This window comes from Microbacterium sp. B35-30 (assembly GCF_010634855.1).
Classification (GTDB): domain Bacteria; phylum Actinomycetota; class Actinomycetes; order Actinomycetales; family Microbacteriaceae; genus Microbacterium.
The window spans coordinates 123,704-144,102 of sequence record NZ_MWLQ01000017.1 but is presented as its reverse complement, the minus strand read 5'-3'; the positions used below and the strand labels follow the sequence as shown (position 1 = coordinate 144,102).

Here is a 20,399-nt window from a genome sequence, read left to right as displayed (position 1 = left end):
GCCGCCCCGACCGGCGCGCGTATGGTGCGACGGGACCGGCGATCATGGTGGATAGAGTGAGCGCGTGACCACTCCGGGCATCGTCGTCCAGGGCGTTCAGCGCTCGTTCGGGCCGGTGCAGGCCGTCCGCAACGTGACGCTGCGCGCCGATGCCGGCCGGGTCACCGGCCTCGTCGGGCCGAACGGCTCGGGCAAGACCACGCTGCTGCTCATGCTCGCCTCGCTGCTGGCTCCGGACGCGGGCTCGATCCGCATCGACGGCATCGATCCCGTCACGAACCCGCAAGCCGCCCGGGCCGTGCTCGGCTGGATGCCCGACGCACTCGGCGCGTGGAACTCGCTCACCTCCCGCGAGACGCTGTCGGTCACGGCGCGGTTGTACGGGATGCCGGCGGCCGCGGCATCCGTCCGCGCTGACGCCCTCCTCACCGAGGTCGGGCTGGTCGACCTCGCCGACGCGCCCGCCCGGGTGCTCTCGCGCGGGCAGAAGCAGCGCCTCGGACTCGCCCGCGCCCTCGTGCACGACCCGCGCGTGCTCCTGCTCGATGAGCCGGCCTCGGGACTCGACCCGCAAGCCCGCATCGACCTGCGGGTGCTGCTGCGACGCTTCGCAGCGGAGGGGCGCACGGTGCTCGTCTCGAGCCATATCCTGTCGGAGCTCGAAGAGGTCGTCGACGACGCCGTCTTCCTGATGGCCGGTGTCACGGTCGACCCCGCCCGCGTCGAGGCGGCGTCGCGCCGCGCACGGCCGTGGCGGGTGCGGCTGGCTGGAGCCGAGCCATCCTCCGCCGACGTGGAGCAGGTGGCGGGCGCGCTCCGGGTGCCCGTCGAGAGCCTGGGCGTCGACCGCCGCGATGTCGTGGTGTCGTTCGCATCGGAGGATGCCGCAGCCGCAGCCCTGCGCGACCTCGTCTCGGCGGGGCTCGACGTGGTGGAGTTCGCCGCCGCCCAGGGCGCGCTCGAGCGCACCTTTCTCGATCTCGGCGAAGGACGCCCGCCTCAGCAGCCGACGCCACCGGGGCCCCTGCCTCCGCGCGCCGCGGGACCGGCGCCCGTGCCTCCCGCGCCCGTGCCGCCAGCCTCAGTGCCTCCCGCGTCGGCGGATCCCGGCCCGGTGGCGGGCGAGAGCGAGGCGACCTCGTGAACGGTCAGCGACTGGGAACCATCGTCGGCCTCGAACTGACGCAGCGCACGCGGAGCGTGGCATGGTACGTGCTCCTCGGCGTCTTCGCGCTGCTGCTCATGATCGTCACGGCGCTGTCGTTCGTCGCCTGGAGCTCGGCGTACCGGCCCGGCGGGGCGATCTACTCGACGATCGTCTACGTCACCCTGCTGCTCGTGGTGCTCGTGTCGCCGACGCTGAGCGGCAATGCGATCAACGGCGACCGGGATGCCGCCACCCTGGCGCCGGTGCAGATCACGCTCGCGACGACCGCCGAGATCCTCATCGGGAAGTTCCTCGCCGCATGGGTCGCCGGGCTCGCCTTCGTGGTCGTCTCGGTCCCGTTCCTCGCCGTCGCGATCCTGACCGGGGGAGGGGAACCCGCCACGATCGCGGTCTCGCTGCTCGTGCTCACGTTCGAGGTCGGCGTGATCGCGGCGATCGGAGTCGCGCTGAGCGGCATCCTGTCCCGCCCCCTGTTCTCCGTCGCGACCACTTACCTCGTCGTCGCGGCGCTCGTGATCGGCACGGTCATCGCGTTCGCGCTCGTGGGGTTCTCGATCCGGTCCGAGGCGACCAGCAGCTACCGGTCGTTCGAGTTCCCCGAGAACTACTCGGGCGAGACCTTCCCGTGCATGCCGGGCGAGGAGCCCAGCGACGACTACCCGTGCGATGAGGACGCCGAGGTCCGTTGCGGAGAGTGGCAGACCTCGACGCACGAGGTGCCCAGGTTCGACCACGTGTGGTGGCTGCTCGCCGCCAACCCCTTCGTGATCCTCGCCGATGCGACGCCCACGCAGTTCGACCGCAACGGCAACCCGAACGACCTCTTCGGCCAGATCAAGTTCGGCGTGCGGGCGGCCCAGCAGCCACCCGACCTCGATCAGCGCTGGGACGACTGCGCCCCGGATCTGCAGAGCGACCACCCGACGGCCGAGGAGGTCATCGACCAGTCGACGCCCATCTGGTTCGTCGGCATGGCGCTGCAGCTGCTGCTCGCCGCGGGTCTCATGTGGTGGGCCTGGGCGCGGACGCGCACCCCGGCGGGCCGCCTGCCGTCGGGTACCCGCATCGCCTGACGCCCCGCTTGCTCACCCGCGGTCGGTGGCAGACGATCCGGGGTCAGGCGTAGAAGCCCTCGCGCAGGTTGATGCCGTGCTCCACCCACGCTTTGAGCGCGGCCAACATGCCGGTCCAGCCCTCGCAGTTGCCGAACGCGCTCTTCGCGCCGGCGGCGTCGGCCCGCCAGGCGGATTCCGTGATCGTCACGAGCGTCCGTTCGCCGTCGTCGATCGACTCGAACTCGAAGGTGGTCGTGGTCTCGGCCTCGAGCCCGTCGCGTGCTTCCCATCGGATGACGAGCCGCCGTGGTGGGTTCGATTCCACGACGGTCACGGGGAAGCGGCCGGGAAAGTCCGCGAAGTCCCACGTGACATCGGCACTCTGCTCGAGCCGGCCGCGGGCGCCACCGGTGGTGAAGTACCGCGAGAGCTGTTCGGGATCGGCGACGGCCTCGTAGACCTCGGCCGCCGGCCGCGCGACGCGGCCCGACACGGTGAACGAAAGTGCGGTGAGTTCTTCAGACATGTTGTAGTTTTATAACATGACGGATGCCGCGCGCAAGGGGTCCGGCGATGACCCGGTGGATGACCTGGTGTTCAAGGCGCTGGCCGCGCCGTTGCGGCGACGGATGCTCGATGCTCTGAAAGACGAGCCGCTCACGACGGGGGCGCTGTGCGCCCGCTTCTCGGAGGTCGATCGCACGACGGTGCTGCAGCACCTGCGCGTGCTCGAGCGCGCGGAGCTCGTCACGGGCCGCAGGATCGGCCGAGAGCGGCACCTCGCCCTGGCGCCGCTGCCGATCAAGCGCCTCCACGATCGCTGGATCGGCGAGTACGCGCGCGCAGCGGTCGATCTGCTCGAACGACTGAACGACTGAACGCGCCTACGTGAGGCGCTCCCGGATCACGCGGGCCGTCGCCGCGGGGTCGGGGCGGTGCATCACCGACTCGGGAACGATCACGAGTTCCGCGCCCTCGATGACGCCGGCCAGGCGATCCGCGGCCGTGATGAGGATCGGGAACGTCTGCTCGCCGCGCAGCACTGTCACCGGGGCGGTCACCGCGAGCATCTCGGTGGTCGGAGTCGAGACGTCGCGCACGAGCTTCGTGTCGTAGACCGTCGACTGCGCCAGGGGGAGCATCGCCGGGAACTGGTCGCTCGCCCGGATCTGCTCGACCATCTCGGTCGGCAGCCCGATGTTCTCCAGCTGGAACGTGACGATCGCCTCTTCAGGACGGCCCTCATCGACGTACCGCTGCAGGCGCTCGGCGAGATCGTCGGCGGGCTCGTCCACGCCGAACCGCAGCGGCGGCTCGGACAGGAACAGCGCGCGGATCGGCACGCCCCGCGATGCAGCGACCAGCGCGAGCACTGCGCCGGAGGAGTGCCCCAGCACGGCCGCGTCGCCGCCGACCGCCTCGATCACGGCCGCGAGATCCTCGACCTCGCGATCCGGCGTGGAGCCCCGCGCGTCGCCGCTCGAGCCGCGGGCGCGGCGGTCCCACGCGACGGCCCGGTAGCCGGCATCCGTCAAAGCATCCGCGAGTCCGGCGGCGTCGGCCGCCGTCGACAGGGCGCCGTTGACGATGACGACGACGGGGCCGTCTCCCTCACCGGTCTGGTCGTACGCGATGGGTGTGCCGTCGGCAGAGGTCACGGTGCGCATGACGCCAGCCAAGCACTGGCCGCCGACATCCGCACCCCCTTCCCGCTTCCGGCGGTCTGTTCGCTGTCATCGAACATAGGTTGCCGGCCACATAAATCTGGTACCGTCATTCATGTTGCCGACCACACAAATGAAGGAGACGGCCATGAAAGCTCAAGTCATCACCCGGTTCGGAGAGCCCGAGGTGTTCGAGGCCAGAGAAGTCGATTCGCCCTCGGCCGGCCCGGGGCAGGTCCTCGTGCGCGTCGCCGTGGCGGCGGTCAACCCGCTCGATGCGAAGATCCGCGGCGGCGCCCTGTCATCGATGTTCCCGACGACGTTCCCCGCCGTGCTGGGAAACGAGATCGCCGGTGTCGTGGAGGCGGTGGGCGCCGGCGTGACCGAGCCCTCGGTGGGTGAGCGCGTCGTCGGCTTCGCGCCGTCGGGCGGCTATGCGGAGCTCGTCGTGACCACGCCCGACCGGGTGGTGCGCGTGCCCGACGCGCTGCCCCTCACGAAGGCCGCCACCATCCCGACGGCCGCCGAGACCGCGCAGCGCGCGCTTGCGCTGCTCGATGCGCGGGCCGGCGAGACGGTCGTGGTCAACGCGGCGGCCGGCTCTGTCGGAAGCGCCGCCGTGCAGCTGCTGACCGCGGCGGGCGTCCGCGTGATCGGCACGGCGTCGGAGGTGAACCACGACTACGTGCGCGCACTGGGCGCGACGCCGGTGCGCTACGGCGACCACCTCATCGCCGACCTCGCGCTCGCCGCTCCCGACGGGGTGGACGCCGCATTCGACGCCGGCGGGCGGGGGTTCGCGGACCAGATGCTGACGCTGGTCGAGCCGGCCCGCATCGTCACGATCGTCGACTTCGCCGCCGCGCGCCTTGGTGTGCAGATCGCGGCGGGCGACCCGTTCGCGGTGGATGCCCGTTCCCTGGCGCCTGTGCTCGATCTCGCGGTGCAGGGGCGCTTCGCCACCGAGGTGGCCGGCGTCGTGCCCTTCGACGGCGTCGCCGAGGCGCACCGTCGCAGCGAAGACGGCCACCTGCGCGGAAAGCTCCTGGTGCACGTTGCCGACATCGCCGGAGCGAACGCATGAGCGCGCTGTGGGAGACCGCCACCGTCGGCCGCATGCAGCTGAGCCACCGCCTCGCGTTAGCGCCGATGACCCGCAGCCGGGCGCTTCCCGATGGCACGCCCGGCCCGCTCACGGCGGAGTACTACCGGCAGCGCGCGTCACTGGGGCTGCTCATCAGCGAAGGCGTCCAGCCCTCGGACGACGGTCAGGGCTACCTGAACACCCCGGGTATCTACCGTTCCACTCATGTGGAGGGCTGGCGTGAGGTGGCCGACGCCGTGCACTCCGAGGGGGGCCATCTGGTGCTGCAGCTCATGCACGTCGGGCGGATGTCGCATCCAGAGAACACGCCGCACCATCGCACGCCGATCGCTCCGTCCGCGATCGCGCCCGGTGTGGAGATGTTCACGCCGAGCGGGCGTCAGCCGATTCCGCGGCCGCGCGAGATGAGCGGTGAGGACATCGCGCGGACGGTCGCGGAGTTCCGCCACGCTGCAGCGAAGGCCGTCGAGGCCGGCGCGGACGGTGTGGAGATCCACGGGGCGAACGGCTACCTGCTGCACCAGTTCCTCTCGCCGAACGCCAACACGCGCACCGACGGCTACGGCGGCTCGATCCCTGCGCGCTCGCGCTTCGCGCTCGAGGTCGCCGCCGCCGTCGCTGACGAGATCGGCGGCGACAGGGTCGGCATCCGCGTCTCGCCCGGTCTGGTCATCGGCGGCATCGACGAGGGACCGGATGCCGCGGACCAGTACCGTCATCTCGTCGGCGAGCTCGCCGGGCTCGACCTGGCCTATCTGCACGTGGTGCAGTCGTCCGATGAGGTGCTGCTGCGAGATCTGCGCGACCTGTGGCCGAGCGCTCTCCTGGTGCTGCGCGCGGGCCGCTCGCTCGACGCCCTCGGGGACGACATCGACGCGGGCCTTGCCGACATCGTGCCCATCGCGCGGTGGGCGCTGGCGAACCCCGACGTCGTCGAACGGATCCGCTCCGGTGCGCCGATGAACGACGCCGACCCGGCGACGTTCTACGGTGGAGGGGCGGCGGGGTACACCGACTACCCGGCGCTCGCGAGCATCTCTCTCTGATGAGGAACCATGGCGGCCCAGCCCACGACCCCCGACCCCGGTGAGCACGGATCGACGCTCGCCGACGTCGCGCCCGTGAGCTGGGCCGTCATGCAGCTTGCCCACGCACAGCGTTCCCTGGCGGCCCAGCGCCTGGCCACACTCGGCCTGTTCGCCGGGCAGGAGCTCGTGCTGTCGCAGCTGTGGGCCGCGGACGAGCGCTCTCAGAAGGAGCTGCGCTGCCTGCTCGGCCTCGACCACTCGACGATCGCGAAGACCGTGCAGCGGCTCGAGAAGGCCGGACTGGTGCGCCGCGAGCGCTCGGCGGCCGACGGCAGAGTCACGCTCGTGCAGCTGACTCAGGCGGGCCGTGATCTGCAGGAGCCCGTGGAGCAGATCTGGCGAGGACTCGAGGCCCGCTGGGCCCACCTCGACCCGGCCGACGCCGAGCAGCTCACGTCACTCGCGCGCTCCATGCGGGCGCAGGCCGACTGACCTCGTGCGAAGACGCGCGGCTGACGGCCCCCCGGGCGGCTGACCGTCCGCTGATCGCCCACGGCTCCCCGGCGTGACCGCCCGAGGGGCGACACCCGTCCGTTCACCGAGTGCACACACGCGATTCATCGACATCGGGCCGAAGAGGTCGGAGCATAGGTGCAATCGGCGCCGGCGCCGCGCATCGACGACTGCGGGAACTTGCGTGGCACAGGCGTGACGGACGACCTCTGCGACGCGGAACCCGCGTCACGACCCAGAGGAGCATCGCCATGGTCCGACCTTCCCGAGTGCTCTCGCTGTACGAGGGCTTCTTCGCCGGTGGAGCGCGCATCCTGCACACCGACGTCATCGCCGGGCTCCATGCCGGCGGCCATCAGGAGCACAGTGTCCTGGCCATCGCGGCTCGCGCCCATCGAGAGTCCACGGTGCAGCGCATGCAGGACGATCCCCGCTATCTGCAGCTCGTGGGCGGAGGCATCCGCGTGAGCACGCTCGGGACGGTGGCCGGCGGGCATCCGGCCGCGCCCGAGAGCTTCACGGATCGGCAGCTCAAGATCGCCGCCGAGGCGGTGCACTCCGCCGACCTGATCCTCTCGCTGAAGGAGCAGCCGCTCGGCATCCTGCTGGCGCTGCAGGCGCGCGGCCTGATGAGCGACGCACCGGTCGCCGCGTGCCTCCATCGCTCCGATCCGCTGCACTCCGGGCCGGCGCTCGGCTGGCTGACACAGGCGGCGGCATCCGGCCTCCTCACCGCGACGATCGCCTGCGCGGAGGCGACCGACCGCGCCTATGCGCGCGCCGGCGTGACGGCCAGCCGACGCTACGTCATCGCGAACGGCATCGACACCCGCCGTTTCCGTCCCGGCACGCGGGCCGAGCAGCAGGCGACCCGGCGGGCTCTCGGCATCCCGTCGGGGGCCCCGGTCGTCGCCTATGCGGCGAGGTTCGACCCCATGAAGGACCCCGGCCTGTTCCTGCGCGCGCTCGCGCGCCACGCCGAGCGGCATCCCGGCACGCACTACGTCCTCTGCGGCGCGGGCATGTCGTGGGAGAACCCCGCCTTCCGGGCGCTCGCCGCGGAGTCGGGCGTCTTGCCCACGGCGCAGATCCATGCGCTCGGCATCCGTCACGACATGCCCGCGATCTACCAGATCGCCGACGTCATCGCCCTGACGAGCGCCTTCGGCGAGGCCTCGCCGCTCTGCCTCATCGAGGGCGCGGCATGCGGGGCGACACCCGTGACGACGGATGTCGGCGACGCCGCGGTGCAGATCGACGGGATCGGAGTGGTCACTCCCGCGGACGCGGGCGCGATCGCGGACACCTGGCAGACGGTGCTGCAGAACCGGCCCGAGTTCCGGCGTCGGGCCCTGGCCGCCCGACCGCGCCTGGGACGGCGCCGGATGCTGAACCAGTACCGCGCTGTCGCCTTCGACCTGCTCCGGCGCGAGGAGGTCGCGGCGTGAGTCACGCCCTCAGTCACGGCGTGCACCTGCGTTCTTCGGGACAACGCCAAGAGGAAGGAGCGTCGTGACCGCGAGTGGACTGCGAGCGGAGGCGCGCACGGGCCTACCCGAACCCGCGGCGCGTCGGCTGCTGCGACAGCCTGCGGTGCGGATCGCGGCGATCTACCTGGCGTCGCGCGTGGTCACGACGGCGTTCTTCCTCCTCGCCGCGGGCCTCTCGCCGCCCGGCTCCCGCTTCGGCCACGGCGCGGACCTCGCCACCTACGCGGTCGCGTGGGACGCGCAGTACTACCAGCGCATCGCCGCCGAGGGGTATCCGATCGACCTCCCGCTCACCGACGCCGGCGACGTCGCGCAGAACGCGTGGGCGTTCATGCCGTTCTACCCGTGGGCGGCCCAGGCGACCGGATGGCTCCTCGGCTCGTGGACGGCTGGCGCCGTCGCGCTCGCCCTCGTCGCCGGGTACCTCTGCTGCCTGGTGCTGCGCAGCATCCTGAAGCCGGCGATCGGCGAGACCGCGTCGCTCTGGGCGGTGGCGTTCTTCGCTTCCGCTCCGCTGGCGGCCATGTTCCAGGTCGCCTACGCCGAGGCGCCCTTCCTGCTGCTGATCATGCTCGGCATACGCTGCCTGCAGCGGAGGCGGTACGGCTGGCTCTACGCCATCCTTCCCGCGATGGCATTCACGCGACCGGGCGCGCTGGCATTCGCGCTCTGCCTCGGCCTCTTCGGCATCCGTCGATGGCTGACCCGTGCGCAGGAGCCCATGGCGCGACCGGAGGCCGTGCACATCGTCGCGCTCGGCGCGCTCGCCACGACACTCGGACTCTCGTGGCCAGTGATCGCCGGTATCGTCACCGGCCGCCCGGATGCGTATCTCGCGACGGAGCTCTCGTGGCGCCGACTCTGGGTCGGCGACGACGGAGGATTCGTCCCCTTCGAGGGCTGGCCGCAGGCGACCGACTACTGGTTCCGGTCGTGGGGACTCGACCCGGCGTGGGGGATCGTCGGGCTCGTCGCCCTGGTGATCGCCGTCGGCGCGGTCATCGCGTTCAGCCCGCAGGCGGTGCGGCTCGGACCCGAGATCCGCCTGTGGGCGGCCAGCTACCTCATCTACCTGCTGGCGGTGTTCCTCCCGCAGTCGAGCGTGTTCCGGCTCCTCTTCCCGCTGTCGCCGCTGTGGGGTGCGGTCGCGCTGCCGCGCAGCCGCGCATGGCGGCTCGGCGTGCTGGCAGCGTGCCTCGTGGGTCAGTGGTGGTGGATCTGGAACATGTACGGGCTGGGGACGGAGTTCTGGCACATCCCGTGACCAGGCAGGCGGCACGTCGCCACCCGGGGGTCGAGGCGAGGAAATTCGCCGATCCGGCCCCGACCCCCGCGCAGGCGGCGTAGCCTCCCGGGCATGACACCATCGCCTTCCGGGATCACCACGGCCGGTCAGCTGCGCGCATCGGGTCACACCTACCGTCCGGTGCGGGTCGAGCTGCGCGAGAACCTCCTCGCGGCACTCGCCGGGGGAAGCGACCCGTGGCCCGGCATCCACGGGTTCGATGACACTGTGATCCCGCAGCTCGAACGCGCGATCCTCGCCGGCCACGACATCGTGCTGCTCGGCGAACGCGGCCAGGGCAAGACGCGCCTCCTGCGCAGCCTGAACGGGCTGCTCGACGAATGGTCGCCGGTCATCGAGGGGTCGGAGCTGGGCGAGCATCCGTTCCACCCCATCGCCCCGGCATCCGTGCGCCGCGCCGGCGAGCTGGGCGACGACCTGCCCGTCGTGTGGCGCCACCGCAGCGAGCGGTACGCCGAGAAACTCGCCACCCCCGACACGTCGGTGGCCGACCTCATCGGCGACGTCGATCCGATCAAGGTGGCCGAGGGCCGCTCGCTCGGCGACCCCGAGACGATCCACTACGGGCTCGTGCCCCGCAGCAACGGCGGCATCGTCGCGATCAACGAGCTGCCCGACCTGGCCGAGCGCATCCAGGTGTCGCTGCTCAACGTCATGGAGGAGCGCGACATCCAGATCCGCGGCTACGTGCTGCGCCTCGACCTCGACGTGCTCGTCGTCGCCACCGCGAACCCCGAGGACTACACGAACCGCGGCCGCATCATCACGCCGCTGCAGGACCGCTTCGGCGCCGAGATCCGCACGCACTACCCCCAGACGATCGACGAGGAGATCGCCGTCATCCGCCAGGAGGCCGATCTCGTCGCCGAGGTTCCCGCGCACCTCCTCGAGATCCTCGCGCGCTTCACGCGCAACCTTCGGGAATCGGATGCCGTCGACCAGCGCGCGGGCGTCTCCGCAAGGTTCGCGATCGCAGGCGCCGAGACGATCGCCGCGGCGGCCCTGCATCGGGCGACGCGCCAGCACGAGGAGGTCGCCGTCGCCCGCCCCGTGGACCTCGAGACCGCCGTCGACGTGCTCGGCGGCAAGATCGAGTTCGAGACGGGGGAGGAGGGCCGGGAGCGCGCGATCCTCGAGCACCTGCTGCGCACCGCGGTCGCCGACACCGCCCGCGCTCACCTGCGCGGCCTCGACTCCCGGGCGCTCGCCGATGCCCTCCACGACGGCGCGACGGTCATGACCGGCGAGCAGGTGACCGCCGCCGACGTGCTGGCGGCGATGCCGGTGCTCGGCGAGTCCGACCTGTACGACCAGGTGGCCGATCGGCTCGAGGCCCGCACCGCCGGTGAGCGCGCCGGCGCGCTCGAGCTGCTGCTCGAGTCGCTCTACCTCGAGAAGCGCATCGGCAAGGACAGCGCGGGTGGTGAGACGGTCTATGGATGAGCGGATGCCTCGCCCCCGGTCGCTGAGCCTGTCGAGGCGCGCCGAGCCGTATCGTGCGCTGGAGGCGTTTCGTCTGCGGGCGCCAGAGCGCCCTCCGCTCAACGACCGGTTCCCTGAGCTCCGGTCGTTGAGCGAGCGAGGAACGAGCGAGACGAAACGCCCCCCACCAACGAGCAACGTCGGCCCGCGGCATCCGTCGCCACTCCCCGTCGCAGGAGGAGGCATCCCGTAATGCCCCGCAGCTTCCACCGCACGCCCGGCCACGCCGCGCGATACGGACGGTACACGGGCGGCGACCCGCTCGCGCCGCCCGTCGAGGTGCAGTCGGCGCTCGAGGCGATCGGGCAGGACGTGATGGCGGGAACCTCGGCCGACCGCGCGCTGCGCGAGTATCTGCGCCGCGGCGACCGCGACCGGGAGGGGCTCGACGACCTCGCCCGCCGGGTGCGCGAGCGCCGGGCCGACCTCGTGCGGCGGCACCGGCTCGACGGCACGCTCGAGGAGGTCCGCAAGCTCCTGGACCGCGCCGTGCTGGAGGAGCGCAAGCACCTGGTGCGCGACGTCCAGCTCGACGACGACGCCCGCGCCTTCGCCGAGATGCGGCTCGAGAACCTGCCGGCCAGCACCGCCGCGGCCGTCAACGACCTCGCCGACTACGACTGGCAGAGCCCGAGCGCACGCGCGGACTACGACCGCATCCGCGAACTCCTCGGGCGGGAACTCCTCGACCAGCGGTTCGCCGGAATGAAGAACGCGCTCGAGAGTGCCACGGATGCGGACCGCCAGGCGATCCGCGACATGCTCACCGATCTCAACGACCTGCTCGAGAAGCGCCGGCTGGGCGACGATACGCAAGAGGACTTCGACGAGTTCATGCGCAAGCACGGGGACCAGTTCCCCGAGGACCCGCAGAATCTCGACGAGCTCCTCGACACGCTCGCCGAGCGCTCCGCGGCCGCGCAGCGGATGCTCAACTCCATGACTCCCGAGCAGCGGGATGAGCTCCTGAGCCTCGCGGAGCAGGCGTTCGGCTCGCCCGACCTCATGCAGTCGCTGTCACGACTCGACGACAACCTGCGCTCGCTCCGGCCCGGCGAGGACTGGACGGGTTCGGCATCCTTCTCGGGAGATCAGCCGACGGGTCTCGGTGAGGCGACCGGCATCATGCAGGACCTCGCCGACCTCGACGCGGTGACCGATCAGCTCGGCCAGACGTACCCGGGCGCACGGATGGACGACATCGACCTCGACGCGCTCGAGCGGCTGGTGGGCGAGGATGCCGCGGTCAGCGCCCGCACCCTGCGCGAGCTCGAGCAGGAGCTGAGGGACACCGGGATGCTGCAGCGCGCGTCCGACGGGCAGCTCCGGCTCACCCCGCGGGCGATGCGGCAACTGGGGCGGGCGCTCCTGCGCGACATCGCGACGCGGCAGTCGGGTCGCACGGGCCGCCGCGAGACGCGCAACGCCGGTGCCGCCGGCGACCGCACCGGCTCGACGCGCGAGTGGGCGTTCGGCGACACCGAGCCGTGGGACATCCCCCGCACCGTCTCGAACGCCGTGCTGAGGACCGTGCTCGACGGCGGCGACGTCTCGGCCGGGGTGCGCCTCGACACCCGCGACGTCGAGGTCGTCGAGACGGAGCAGCGCACGCAGGCCGCCGTCGCCCTCCTCGTCGACACGTCGTTCTCGATGGCGCTCGACGGCCGCTGGGTTCCCATGAAGCGCACCGCGCTCGCCCTGCATCACCTCATCTCGACGCGATTCCGCGGCGACAACCTCCAGCTGATCGCGTTCGCCCGCCACGCCGAGGTGATCGACATCGAGCAGCTGACGGCCAAGGACTCCGTCTGGGACAAGGGCACGAACCTGCAGCACGCGCTGCTGCTCGCCCAGCGGCACTTCCGTCGCAACCCGACGGCTCAGCCCGTGCTGCTCATCGTGACCGACGGCGAGCCGACCGCCTACCTGCGCCCCGATGGCCACGCGCACTTCGCCTATCCTCCGGATGCGCGGACGGTGGCGGCCACGGTGCGCGAGCTCGACACCGTGCAACGGCTCGGAGCCCAGACGACGTTCTTCCGCCTCGGCGAGGACCCCGGCCTCGCGCGCTTCATCGACGCCCTCGCGCGGCGGGCCGGTGGGCAGGTCGTCGCGCCGGAGCTCGACGACCTCGGGCGGGCCGTCGTGGACAGCTATCTGGGCTCGCGGGATACGGGGCGCGGGTCGCCCGAGGACTTCGGTGACATGCTGAACGGGCGTTCCTGGTGGTGGTAGGCGGGGCGGAGTCGCCCGTGTCAACCGGGTGCCTCCGGCGGGCGTTCTCCCTAGCCTGAGGTGATGGCGCTCAGAGAACTCTGGTTGGTCCGGCACGGGGAGAGCATCGGCAACGTCGCCGCGACGAGGTCCGAGGTCGAAGGACTCGAGGTCATTCCCCTCGATGAGCGCGATGCCGACGTTCCGCTCTCCGACACCGGCCGCGAGCAGGCGGCGGCGCTGGGCGACTGGCTGGATAGCCGGCGCGCGACGATCGACACCTACTGGGCGTCGCCGTATCTGCGTGCGCGCGAGACGTTGGAACTCGCCCTCGGCGGCTCCGCAGGCGAGGCGAGGGTGTTCGTGGACGAGCGGCTGCGCGACCGCGAGCTCGGCATCCTGGATCTGCTCACCTGGACGGGTGTGGCGCGGCGTCACCCCGAAGAGATGGCGCGGCGCAAGCACCTCGGCAAGTTCTACCACCGCCCGCCCGGAGGGGAGTCATGGGCCGACGTCGCCCTGCGGCTGCGCTCCTTCCTGCGCGAGGCGCTCGAGGGTCCCGGCGAGAGCGCCATGATGGTGGCGCACGACGCGGTGGTGATGCTGCTGCTGTACGTGCTGCTGCCGCTTCGTGAAGACGAGCTGCTGGCGTTCGCCCGCGACCACACCGTGCTCAACGCGTCGGTCACCCACCTGGTCCGCAGCGACCGCGGCTGGGAGCTCGTCGAGTTCTCCGACGTGGCGCACCTCCAGCGCGACGGCGCGGATGTCACCGCCCACCCAGGGAGCCCCGATGTCGAGCCGGCCTGAGCGCGTCACCGAATCGCTCCTCCGCGGCTGGGGTCTGCCCGATCCCGGCGACTCCAAGAAGTCGCGCGGAGACGTCGTCGTGGTCGGCGGCTCACGCACATCGCCGGGCGCCGTGCTCCTGGCGGGCGAGGCCGCACTTCGCGTCGGGGCCGGACGTGTGGCGCTCGCGGTGCCGCAGTCCATCGATGCCCACGTCGGCATCGCGCTTCCCGAGGCAGGCATCCTCGCCCTCCCGGACGACGCGGACGATGCTCTCGGCGGCGAATTGCGGGAGCAGATCCAGTCAGCGGATGCCGTCCTCGTGGGACCTGGATTCTCCGACGCGGCCGAGACTCGCGCCACGCTGCTTGCCGTCGCCGCGGTCGGTCCTCAGCTTCTCGTGCTCGATGCATTCGCCCTCGGCGTGCTGGGCGACGTGGATCGGAGCGCTCTGCCGGAGCAGCTCATCCTCAATCCGAACAAGGAGGAGGCCGGCATCCTGCTGGGACGCGACCTTGACGACCACGAAGACGACGTGCGCGAGATCGCGCGCCGTTTCGACGCGGTGGCGAACTGCTACGGCGTGGTCGCGGATGACGACGGCCGCACGTGGCGCGTCGACGAGGGCGACGCCGGGCTGGCGACATCGGGGAGCGGCGACGTGCTCGCCGGCGCGATCGTCGGCTTCGCCGCCCGAGGGCTGGAGCCGTCGAGGGCCGCGGTCTGGGCCGCGTGGACCCACGCACGCGCGGGACGGCTGCTGGGCGCGCGCCTGGGACTGGGGTTCCTCGCGAGGGAGCTGGCGCGGGAGCTCCCCGTCGCCCTAGGCGACGTGGGGGTCTGACGAGCACGGATGCCGGGGGGCCGTCGCCGTCGCTCGACTCGCCGGGAGCCGTGCTCGTCCCCGTGGCCACGGCGGACCCCTACTGTGGGCTCTGTGCGGGAGAGCGAACTGGATGTGGCGGATGTCGAGCAGCACGCTGCGACCGGTGCCCTGCCACCCAGCGATCGCATAGACGAGCTCGTCGTCGCCGCGCACAAGCGGGCCAGTTCCCACCGGGAGGGTGTCGTCGCCGACTACATCCCGATCCTCGCCGAGGCGGACCCCGAGACGTTCGGGGTGTGTGTCGCCGATGTCGACGGCGGGCTCCACGAGATCGGTGAGACCCGCGTCCCGTTCTCGATCCAGTCGATATCGAAGGCATTCGTCTACGCCCTCGTCTGCGATGCGCTCGGACACGAGAAGGCCTTCGACGTGATCGGCGTCAACAACACCGGACTGCCGTTCAACTCGGTCGTCGCGATCGAGCTCAACGACGGTCACCCCATGAACCCGATGGTGAACGCCGGCGCTCTGGCGACGACGGCACTCGTACCCGGCGAGACCCCGGAAGACAAGTGGGAAGCGGTGCGGTCCGGTCTCTCGCAATTCGCGGGTCGCGAGCTGGTCGTCGACGAGGCCGTCTACCGGTCGGAGGCGGAGACCAACCACCGCAATCGAGCGATCGCACAACTGCTCGAGAGCTACGGCCGCATCCGGGTGGACCCGCTCGAGGTCGTCGATGTCTATACCAGGCAATGCTCCCTGCTCGTCGACGCGCGCGACCTCGCCGTGATGGGCGCCACACTCGCTGACGGGGGCGTCAATCCGCTCACCGGCGACCGCGTGGTGTCCGCCGCAGTCTGCCGAGACCTGCTCGCCGTGCTCGCGGCCACCGGCCTCTACGAGCGGTCGGGCGAATGGCTCTTCGAGATCGGACTGCCGGGCAAGTCCGGCGTCGCGGGCGGACTGGTCACCGTCGCGCCCGGCAAGGTGGGCATCGGGACCTACTCGCCGCCGCTCGACTCCGCCGGAAACAGTGTTCGCGGTCAGGTGGCCACGGCCTACCTGTCTCGTGCCCTCGGCCTGAACATCTTCGCCTCGAGCTCGCACTTCTCAGGAGGATCTTCGACATGACCACTCCGCAGAACGTCACGGTGAACACCGCTCGGGCCTCCTGGGTGCCGATGATCGGACTCTTCCTCGCCCAGATCCTGATGTCGTACAACGTCGCGGCGCTCCCTGTCTCACTCGGAGGCATGGTCGAGACGTTCGGCGTGCCGCCCACCGATGTGAGCACCGCGATCGTGACCTACGGGCTCGTCGTCGCGGCTCTCGTCATGGTGGGTGCGAAGATCGGCCAGCGCGTGGGCTGGGTGACCGTCTTCCGCATCGTCGTCGCCCTCTTCGCCGTCTCGGCGCTCGTCATGATCTTCGGCCCCTCGGTCGGCTACGTGATCTTCGCCCAGGCGCTCGCCGGTGCGTCAGCCGCGATCATCGTGCCCTCGCTGGTGGCCCTCATCGCCGAGAACTATCGCGGCGGCCAGCAGGAGACGGCGATCGGCTCCCTCGGCTCGGCGCGTGCGCTGGCCGGCGTCAGCGCCTTCCTCATCGGAGGCACGCTGGCGACGCTCGTGGGGTGGCGGCAGGTGTTCATCGTGGTGCTGCTGCTCGCGGTCGCGGTGTTCGTGCTGAGCTTCTGGTTGCGCGGACTGCCGGGCAACCCGGCGATCAAGATCGACGTCATCGCCGCGGTGCTGATCGGCCTGGGCATCGTCTCGCTCACTCTCGGTGTCAACAACCTCAACAACTGGGGGCTCCTGCTCGCGCGCCCGGCCGCCCCGTTCGACATCGCCGGCGTCTCGCCGGCGCCCGTGCTGATCCTCATCGGCGTGGTGCTCGTCCAGCTGTTCTTCCTGTGGACGCGGCGTCGCACGAAGGCCGGGAAGGTCCCGCTCGTGAGCCTCTCGGTCTTCGGATCGTCGCGTGAGCGGGCCGCCGTCTACGCGATGTTCATCGTGGTGGGCCTGGAGGCGGCACTCAACTTCACGATCCCGCTGTACATCCAGATCGTCCAGGGCAGGACGCCGTTCGACACCTCGCTCGCCATGCTGCCCTTCAACCTGACGGTGTTCTTCACCGCCATGCTGGTGGTGCGCTTCTACCGGCGTTTCACGCCGCGGACGATCGGGATGTTCTCGTTCGGACTCACCACGATCGCCCTGATCTGGCTGTCGATTGTCGTCACCAACAACTGGGAGACGCTCCCGACGATCCTCGGGCTGTTCGTCTTCGGCGTCGGGCAGGGGGCACTCGTGACCCTCGTCTTCAACGTGCTCGTCACCGCCTCGCCCAAGGAACTGGCCGGCGATGTGGGGTCGGTGCGCGGGACGACGCAGAATCTCGCCTCGGCGGTCGGAACGGCGGTCTCGGGTGCCCTGCTGGTCGGCATCCTGAGCCTCAACGTGGTCTCATCGCTCGTCGAGCACCCGGAGCTACCGCCCGAGCTCGTCTCTCAGGTCGACCTCGACAGCGTGAACTTCGTCAGCAACGATCGCCTCGAGGCGACGCTCACCGAGCAGACGGACGCGACCGCAGAGCAGGTCGACGCCGCCGTGGCCCTCAACGAGGAAGCGCGCTTGAGTGCGCTCAAGATCGGACTGCTGATCCTCTCGGGTGTGAGCGCCCTCGCGATCGTGCCGGCCAGCCGGCTGCCGAAGTTCCGTCCGGGGGAGCTGCCGGAGTCGGTCGGCACCGGTGCAGTGTCCGGGAGCGCTGCCGAGGATTGAGCCCCGCACCTCGGGCCGTCGAAGGATTGAGGGCGAGTCACCCGCGTTCGCATGTCAGCCGTGCGGGTCAGCCTCGAGAAGGCCGGCATCGAGCTCGTCGCGGGAGCGCAGCCCGAGCTTGCGTAATGCGTTCGACATGTGACTCTCGACCGTGCGCTGCGACAGGAACATCTCGGCGGCGATCTCGCGATTCGTCCGTCCGGCGGCCGCTCGTCCGACCACCTCGCGCTCGCGTCGGGACAGATCGTTGCCGTGCGCGGGGCGCCCGCCGCGCCACGGGTACGGGACGGGAACCCCGTGCCGGCGCATCGTCCGGGTGACTCTGGCGATGTCCTGCCGTGCCGACAGGCGGCCGTACGCGGTCAGCGCCTCGACGAGCAGGCTCGGCCCGTCGGCTGCACCACGGGCGCAGCGCCAGTCGCCCAGCCGCTCGGTCGTCTGCGCGGCCGGCTGAACCAGGCCTGCCGCCTGCGCCATGGACCGCGCGCGGGACATCAGCTGCTCTGCAGCCTCGCCGTCGCCGTCGACCTGCGCGATGAGGGCTTCGCACATGGTCACCGCCACGGAGATGGCCGGGGCTTCGACCTGACGGACGTGCACGCCGATCGCCGTCACCCGGGGACGCACGTCGTCAGTTCTGCCCAGCGCGGAGGCGGCATCCACCAGGCAGACGAGGGCATCAGCCGCCCAGGTCCACATTCCCTTGCGCTGGATCTGTTCGAGAGCGGCCGTGGACTCGTCGAAGCCGCCGCGCGCATCGCCGAGGATCAGCCGAAGCCGGGCGAGTGCTGCGCGCGCGGGGATCAACGGCCACGCGGCGCCCACCCTCTCGCACTCGCGGATGAGCTCTGTCAGACGCTCGGCCGCCTCCACGGTGCTGCCGAGAGAGCCGAGCATGAGGCAGTTCAGGTACTCGGCTTCGAAGGATGCGGCGCCGAAGCCGAACACGCGCGAGGCCAAGTCGTGCGCGCGTTCCGCAAGACCGTCCCACCGGCCGGCGGCATGGTCCACCATGGCGCCGACGAGTTCGTACACCTCGAGCAGCCGCGGTGAGCCCGAACGCTCCGCGATCGACCGCCCCTCGCTCAGCAGCTCGTCGGCGCGGCTCACGTATCCGATGTGGAGCGCGCCCTGAGCCCAGTTGATCGCAGCTCGGGCGTGCTCCCGCGGCTGGGTGAGGAGGACGGAGTCGTGACGGGCGGAGTCGATGAGCTGCCACGCATACGGATCGCCCTGCTCCAGGAGAAGCGATGCCCGAGCGATCCGCACCCCGAGCTCGACATCCGGCGATCCGGCTCGCCTCGCCGCCTGTTCGGCCTGAACGGAGCGGGCGAGATGCACCTCGAGCGGCACATCGACGACGGTCTCCGGAGCCGCGAGCACCGCCAGAGCGCGCGCCTGGAGGTCGGGCCGCTCGTAGAGGTCATCGACCGCGCGCTCGATCTCGCCGTAGCCGTCGCGTGCGAAGCCCTGCTGGCGGTACAGCCTGCCGAGGGCGAAGCGGAGCTCGCCTCGAGCCGCCTGCGTCAGCTGCTGGCTGTCCAGCAGCCGGGTCAGGATCGGGGCGGCTTCGGCGTGAGCCAGCCCGTCGACCGACACCCGCCCGAGCTTCGTCGCGATGCGCACGCGGTCGTCGAGCGAGAGGGCGGCCATGTCCGCGGTGGCCTCGCGCAGGAACTCGGCCGCCGCAGCCTCGTTCCCGTGGCGCACCGCCTCGTCGGCTGCGGCCTCTGCCCACTGCACGAACTCCCTGACCCGGCCGGCGCGCTGGTAGTGGTGCGCGATCCTCGCCGAGAGCATCGGATCGTTCCGCTCCTCGAGCACCAGCGCGACCCGGGCGTGCCACCACTGGCGGGTGGGCAGAGGCGTCGCCTCGTAGACGATCTGCTGGGCGAGTACGTGGCGGAAGCGGATGCGCCCCTCGTGATCGTGCAGGAGCCCCGCCGCGTGCGCCGCCGTGAGCGCGGTCGCCACCTGACGGGCGTCGTACTCGGTGATCTCGACGAGGAGGACGGGATCGATGGCGAGATCGATCACGGCTGCCGCATCGATCACTTCCCGGGCTGTCGCGTCGAGGGTGGTCAGCCGCTGCACGACGACATCGCGGAGCGCCGTGGAGACCGACAACGCGGCGAGCGCGTCCGGGTGACTCGGGATCTCCGCGGCGGGGAGGCGCGCCAGCAGGGTCCGGAGGACCTCTTCGACGACGAAGGGCACACCGCCGGTGACGTCGTACAGGCCGGTCGCGATCGGATCCGGCACGTCGATGCCCAGCAGATGGCGGGAGAGCTCGCCCACTTCGGCGACGTCGAGCGGCGCGAGCCGAACGCTCCGAGTGCGGCCGGCGGGCGCCCGGGCGAACGCCTCACCGACGGGAGTGGTTCCGAGATCTGTGCGACTCGTGACGATGACGGCGAGCTTCGCGGGCTGGTGCGCGATGAGATACGTGAGGAAGTCGAAGGTGACGTTGTCGGCCCAGTGCAGATCCTCGAGCACCAGGACCGCGGGCGACACATGCTCGAGCAGCTCCGTGGCCGCACGGAAGATCTGATGCCGTGCCTCCCGCTGATCCGCCGGTCGCTCCGGCTGCACCGGCAGGCGATCGGCGATCTCCGGCACCAGCGGAGCGAGGCTCCCGACGACCGGGCTCAGCCCCTCGATCTCGATGGGGTCGCCATGGTGCTGGAACGCGTCGAGCACCGGCCCCAGCGGAAACGGGTCGTGAAGCTGCTGACAATGACCGACCAGCACCGCGGAGGTGGCCGGCACGGCGGTGAGGAGTTCACGGACCAGCCGGCTCTTGCCGATGCCGGCTTCACCCTGGATGACGATCAGGGCGGGAGGAGCCGAAACTGCAGCCGTCAGCGCGGTGAATTCGGCGTGACGACCGACCAGCACGGGCGACACCCCGCCTGCGGGTGGAGCGGATTGCTGAGGCATGACTGCCACTCCCTCGGGTGGGGCGCGAGCAAAAGT

Annotated in this window: 17 protein-coding genes; 14 read left to right on the top strand and 3 right to left on the bottom strand. The window is 71.1% G+C overall.

The window, feature by feature from the left end:
- The first annotated feature begins 64 nt into the window (after nucleotides 1-64).
- Together B2K11_RS09765 and B2K11_RS09760 are read left to right on the top strand one after the other, a co-directional pair.
- Entirely contained in the window at nucleotides 65-1,144 is a 1,080-nt protein-coding gene (locus B2K11_RS09765) for an ABC transporter ATP-binding protein (RefSeq protein ID WP_163618083.1), read from the top strand.
- The gene (locus B2K11_RS09760; RefSeq protein ID WP_163618082.1) at nucleotides 1,141-2,241 is read left to right on the top strand and encodes an ABC transporter permease; all 1,101 of its coding nucleotides are present in this window, start codon (nucleotides 1,141-1,143) and stop codon (nucleotides 2,239-2,241) included. The genes B2K11_RS09765 and B2K11_RS09760 overlap by 4 nt, the downstream gene beginning before the upstream one ends.
- Nucleotides 2,242-2,284: 43 nt before the next feature.
- On the opposite strand, the gene B2K11_RS09755 is transcribed toward B2K11_RS09760, so the two are convergent.
- Entirely contained in the window at nucleotides 2,285-2,749 is a 465-nt protein-coding gene (locus tag B2K11_RS09755) for an SRPBCC domain-containing protein (protein ID WP_163618081.1), read from the bottom strand.
- A 16-nt stretch (nucleotides 2,750-2,765) separates the two neighbouring features.
- Here B2K11_RS09755 and B2K11_RS09750 point away from each other — a divergent pair, with 16 nt between their 5' ends.
- Nucleotides 2,766-3,101 carry a metalloregulator ArsR/SmtB family transcription factor gene (locus B2K11_RS09750; protein ID WP_163618080.1) on the top strand — a complete coding sequence of 112 codons (336 nt, stop codon included), beginning with the start codon at nucleotides 2,766-2,768 and terminating at the stop codon, nucleotides 3,099-3,101.
- 6 nt (nucleotides 3,102-3,107) lie between these two features.
- On the opposite strand, the gene B2K11_RS09745 is transcribed toward B2K11_RS09750, so the two are convergent.
- Complete coding sequence (locus B2K11_RS09745) at nucleotides 3,108-3,890, bottom strand: alpha/beta hydrolase (protein WP_163618079.1); 783 nt, start codon at nucleotides 3,888-3,890, stop codon at nucleotides 3,108-3,110.
- A gap of 145 nt (nucleotides 3,891-4,035) precedes the next feature.
- Between B2K11_RS09745 and B2K11_RS09740 the strand changes: the two genes are divergently transcribed.
- The 11 genes from B2K11_RS09740 (at nucleotide 4,036) to B2K11_RS09690 (ending at nucleotide 17,423) form a co-directional block, all read left to right on the top strand.
- Nucleotides 4,036-4,971, top strand: a complete 936-nt coding sequence (locus B2K11_RS09740) for an NADP-dependent oxidoreductase (protein WP_163618078.1) — start codon at nucleotides 4,036-4,038, stop codon at nucleotides 4,969-4,971.
- Nucleotides 4,968-6,038: an alkene reductase gene (locus B2K11_RS09735; protein WP_163618077.1), complete on the top strand. Its 1,071-nt coding sequence runs from the start codon at nucleotides 4,968-4,970 to the stop codon at nucleotides 6,036-6,038. The genes B2K11_RS09740 and B2K11_RS09735 overlap by 4 nt, the downstream gene beginning before the upstream one ends.
- 9 nt (nucleotides 6,039-6,047) lie before the next feature.
- Nucleotides 6,048-6,512, top strand: coding sequence for a MarR family transcriptional regulator (locus B2K11_RS09730; protein ID WP_163618076.1), 465 nt, complete (start codon nucleotides 6,048-6,050; stop codon nucleotides 6,510-6,512).
- Nucleotides 6,513-6,784: 272 nt separating this feature from the next.
- On the top strand, nucleotides 6,785-7,981 hold the full coding sequence (locus tag B2K11_RS09725) for a glycosyltransferase (protein ID WP_163618075.1): 1,197 nt from the start codon (nucleotides 6,785-6,787) through the stop codon (nucleotides 7,979-7,981).
- Nucleotides 7,982-8,045: 64 nt separating this feature from the next.
- Nucleotides 8,046-9,287 (top strand): hypothetical protein, encoded by a 1,242-nt coding sequence (locus B2K11_RS09720; protein WP_239525910.1) that lies wholly within the window; start codon nucleotides 8,046-8,048, stop codon nucleotides 9,285-9,287.
- 93 nt (nucleotides 9,288-9,380) lie between these two features.
- Entirely contained in the window at nucleotides 9,381-10,772 is a 1,392-nt protein-coding gene (locus B2K11_RS09715) for an AAA family ATPase (RefSeq protein ID WP_163618074.1), read from the top strand.
- Between the two features lie 231 nt (nucleotides 10,773-11,003).
- Nucleotides 11,004-13,046, top strand: a complete 2,043-nt coding sequence (locus tag B2K11_RS09710) for a VWA domain-containing protein (RefSeq protein ID WP_163618073.1) — start codon at nucleotides 11,004-11,006, stop codon at nucleotides 13,044-13,046.
- Between the two features lie 63 nt (nucleotides 13,047-13,109).
- Nucleotides 13,110-13,835 (top strand): histidine phosphatase family protein, encoded by a 726-nt coding sequence (locus B2K11_RS09705; RefSeq protein ID WP_163618072.1) that lies wholly within the window; start codon nucleotides 13,110-13,112, stop codon nucleotides 13,833-13,835.
- Nucleotides 13,819-14,658 (top strand): ADP/ATP-dependent (S)-NAD(P)H-hydrate dehydratase, encoded by an 840-nt coding sequence (locus B2K11_RS09700; RefSeq protein ID WP_163618071.1) that lies wholly within the window; start codon nucleotides 13,819-13,821, stop codon nucleotides 14,656-14,658. The genes B2K11_RS09705 and B2K11_RS09700 overlap by 17 nt, the downstream gene beginning before the upstream one ends.
- 93 nt (nucleotides 14,659-14,751) lie before the next feature.
- On the top strand, nucleotides 14,752-15,771 hold the full coding sequence (gene glsA, locus B2K11_RS09695) for a glutaminase A (RefSeq protein WP_239525909.1): 1,020 nt from the start codon (nucleotides 14,752-14,754) through the stop codon (nucleotides 15,769-15,771).
- On the top strand, nucleotides 15,768-17,423 hold the full coding sequence (locus B2K11_RS09690) for an MFS transporter (protein ID WP_239525908.1): 1,656 nt from the start codon (nucleotides 15,768-15,770) through the stop codon (nucleotides 17,421-17,423). The genes glsA and B2K11_RS09690 overlap by 4 nt, the downstream gene beginning before the upstream one ends.
- 54 nt (nucleotides 17,424-17,477) lie before the next feature.
- Here B2K11_RS09690 and B2K11_RS09685 read toward each other — a convergent pair whose 3' ends face one another.
- Complete coding sequence (locus B2K11_RS09685) at nucleotides 17,478-20,363, bottom strand: LuxR family transcriptional regulator (protein WP_163618069.1); 2,886 nt, start codon at nucleotides 20,361-20,363, stop codon at nucleotides 17,478-17,480.
- Nucleotides 20,364-20,399: the final 36 nt, after the last annotated feature.

What these genes read in the sequence shown, in the direction of transcription:
- B2K11_RS09755 (WP_163618081.1), bottom strand. Translation starts at nt 2,749, where the DNA reads ATGTCTGAAGAACTCACCGCACTTTCGTTCACCGTGTCGGGCCGCGTC.
- B2K11_RS09750 (WP_163618080.1), top strand. Translation starts at nt 2,766, where the DNA reads ATGACGGATGCCGCGCGCAAGGGGTCCGGCGATGACCCGGTGGATGAC.
- B2K11_RS09745 (WP_163618079.1), bottom strand. Translation starts at nt 3,890, where the DNA reads ATGCGCACCGTGACCTCTGCCGACGGCACACCCATCGCGTACGACCAG.
- B2K11_RS09740 (WP_163618078.1), top strand. Translation starts at nt 4,036, where the DNA reads ATGAAAGCTCAAGTCATCACCCGGTTCGGAGAGCCCGAGGTGTTCGAG.
- B2K11_RS09735 (WP_163618077.1), top strand. Translation starts at nt 4,968, where the DNA reads ATGAGCGCGCTGTGGGAGACCGCCACCGTCGGCCGCATGCAGCTGAGC.
- B2K11_RS09730 (WP_163618076.1), top strand. Translation starts at nt 6,048, where the DNA reads ATGGCGGCCCAGCCCACGACCCCCGACCCCGGTGAGCACGGATCGACG.
- B2K11_RS09725 (WP_163618075.1), top strand. Translation starts at nt 6,785, where the DNA reads ATGGTCCGACCTTCCCGAGTGCTCTCGCTGTACGAGGGCTTCTTCGCC.
- B2K11_RS09715 (WP_163618074.1), top strand. Translation starts at nt 9,381, where the DNA reads ATGACACCATCGCCTTCCGGGATCACCACGGCCGGTCAGCTGCGCGCA.
- B2K11_RS09710 (WP_163618073.1), top strand. Translation starts at nt 11,004, where the DNA reads ATGCCCCGCAGCTTCCACCGCACGCCCGGCCACGCCGCGCGATACGGA.
- B2K11_RS09705 (WP_163618072.1), top strand. Translation starts at nt 13,110, where the DNA reads ATGGCGCTCAGAGAACTCTGGTTGGTCCGGCACGGGGAGAGCATCGGC.
- B2K11_RS09700 (WP_163618071.1), top strand. Translation starts at nt 13,819, where the DNA reads ATGTCGAGCCGGCCTGAGCGCGTCACCGAATCGCTCCTCCGCGGCTGG.
- B2K11_RS09690 (WP_239525908.1), top strand. Translation starts at nt 15,768, where the DNA reads ATGACCACTCCGCAGAACGTCACGGTGAACACCGCTCGGGCCTCCTGG.
- B2K11_RS09685 (WP_163618069.1), bottom strand. Translation starts at nt 20,363, where the DNA reads ATGCCTCAGCAATCCGCTCCACCCGCAGGCGGGGTGTCGCCCGTGCTG.